The organism is Streptomyces sp. NPDC048277, assembly GCF_040652235.1.
GTDB lineage: Bacteria > Actinomycetota > Actinomycetes > Streptomycetales > Streptomycetaceae > Streptomyces.
In genome coordinates, this window is sequence record NZ_JBEZLQ010000082.1 from 1 (window position 1) to 1531 (window position 1531).

The window sequence follows — 1531 nt, forward strand, 5'->3', positions numbered from 1 at the left end:
GCAACGCCGTTGCATTAGCCGTCAGGCCCGGCGTCAATGTCTCCGTCCTTGACCATCTTGAAGTCCAGTGTGTACGTCTGAACCGTGCGTGGATGTTGGTCCCGTTGGAACTGGTACTTGCTGGATGTCTTGCGGTATCGGGCCTTCAGACGCTGGCGGCGCTGTTCGGGGAGGAGGTTGGCCAGCACGGCCCGGCCGATGGCCCCGATCAACGACGTCGTACTGCCCCGGGCAGGCCCCGGGGCGACGATGACCTGGTCCGCGGCGGCCTGGAAGAGAACGGTGAAGCTCACCCGCTGGACGGACAGTCCCGGCGTGGCCGTCGTGACATCGCCGGCCATGCGGACCAGCGCCTGGTAGACCGTCAGCAGCGCGAAGATCTCCTGCTCAAGACCGGGGACACTGCGTGAACGCAGCACTCGCCCGTCCAAGATCGTGGACTTCAGTGAGAAATAGCAGGTCTCCGCCTGCCAGCGCCGGTGGTAGAGCCGCAGCAGGTCGTTCGCGGGGTGGCTGTCGGCATCCAGCAGATTCGTCAGCAGCCGCCACAGCTCCGTGCGCCGCGTACCGTCGGCGAGGACGACGGTGAGCCACGCCTCGACCACCCGCACCTGAACCCGCTGCCCGTTCGCCCTGGCACGGTAGCGGCGCGGCAGGACCGCTGTGAGGTAGGAGCCGTCGGGCAGCGGGCGGCGCACGGTCGGGCGCCGCTTGCGGGTCGAGCGCAGCACGAAACGCGCCCCGGTGTCCTGCACGGCCTGAAGGAAGTCGAACGCGTCGTAGTAGGCGTCGGCCAGTAAGAGCATCGATGCATCCAGATGTCCCAGCAGACGGCGTGCGTAGGCGAGTTCGCCGACGTCGTCGGGTCCGAAGACCGCATCCACCAGAGCCCGCGTGCCGCACTCCACGAGGGCCACCATGCGCACCAGCGGGTAGCCGAACGCACGGACCCTGCCGATGTGTTTGCGAAAGTGCCAGGTCACCGCTTCCTCGTCGGGAGCGGACAAGGTGGTGCCGTCCACGGCGACCAGGCGCAGGCCCTGGTAGAACGCGCAGGACTGGCGGTGGTCGGCCACGGGCCCGGCCAGGATCGAGAACAGATGGCGCAGCGGTCCGCTTCCCAGCCGGCGCCGGGCACGGGCCAGCGACGAGGCGCACGGGCGGGCCACGGGCACGCTGCCCAGTCCCGCCGTGAGCTTGGCCCATACCGCCTGATAGGAGGATCGCTCGAAGAAGGCGAGGGCCAGCACGAAGTACACCACGACACGCGCCGGGAGCAGCCGTAGCCGCTGCTGTCGGACACCGGTGTCCTCCAGGACCGCGTCGACCAACTCGGGGTCGATGATCTCGGTCAACTCGCCCAGATGACCGGGCGCGTACACGTCCAGGGCTGTCGCGCCGGACCTGACGCTGACAGAATTCTGCGGCAACGGGACCTCCGGGACACTCGCAATGGCTTCGACACCATGCGAACTACCAGAGGTCCCGCCCTCTTGACAGGGCGCACACATCCTTAACGCACTGGCGTTGC

At 67.9% G+C, this 1531-nt stretch carries 1 protein-coding gene; it reads right to left on the reverse strand.

The features are described 5' to 3' along the window. Positions 1–14: 14 nt before the first annotated feature. The gene (locus tag AB0D85_RS52220) at positions 15–1430 is read right to left on the reverse strand and encodes an IS4 family transposase (protein WP_362338765.1); all 1416 of its coding nucleotides are present in this window, start codon (positions 1428–1430) and stop codon (positions 15–17) included. Between the last annotated feature and the right edge of the window lie 101 nt (positions 1431–1531).